Source organism: Parachitinimonas caeni (assembly GCF_030129945.1).
Classification (GTDB): Bacteria; Pseudomonadota; Gammaproteobacteria; order Burkholderiales; family Chitinimonadaceae; genus Parachitinimonas; species Parachitinimonas caeni.
The window spans coordinates 1-381 of sequence record NZ_JARRAF010000215.1; the positions used below are offsets into that span (position 1 = coordinate 1).

Consider the following 381-nt stretch of genomic DNA (forward strand, 5'->3'; position numbering starts at 1 on the left):
GTGGGCCTTGCACGATGGGTTTCGGCGTGCTGCGCTCGGGCCGGAACGGCAGGTTGGAGGGCAGGGCCTGGATATCGACCTGGGCTTCCCACTCGCCGCCACCGGAGCGGTAGTCGGATTCGGACAGATGCAGGGTGGCTTGGGCCACCAGATATTGCCGGTTCTGATCCCCACGCGGGTGCTCGGTCAGGCTGAACAGATAGCCGACCGGCAAGCCACGTACCGGGCCTTGGCCGACCACCCGTTCATGCCGCGCCTGCAGTTCGTCGATACGGACCCGGGCGTAGTGCTCGCCGACGCCGGGGTCCACGTATTGGCCGGGGTAGTCGTAGATTTCGTGCTTGGCCTGCGGGTGTTCGCGGTCCACGATGGCTTTGACCT

Annotated in this window: 1 protein-coding gene; it reads right to left on the reverse strand. The window is 66.1% G+C overall.

Going from position 1 to position 381, the window contains the following annotated elements; all coding sequences use genetic code 11:
- Positions 1 to 367, reverse strand: a 367-nt coding sequence (locus tag PZA18_RS24375; protein ID WP_284103477.1) for a contractile injection system protein, VgrG/Pvc8 family, incomplete at its 3' end; no start/stop codon positions are given.
- Positions 368 to 381: the final 14 nt, after the last annotated feature.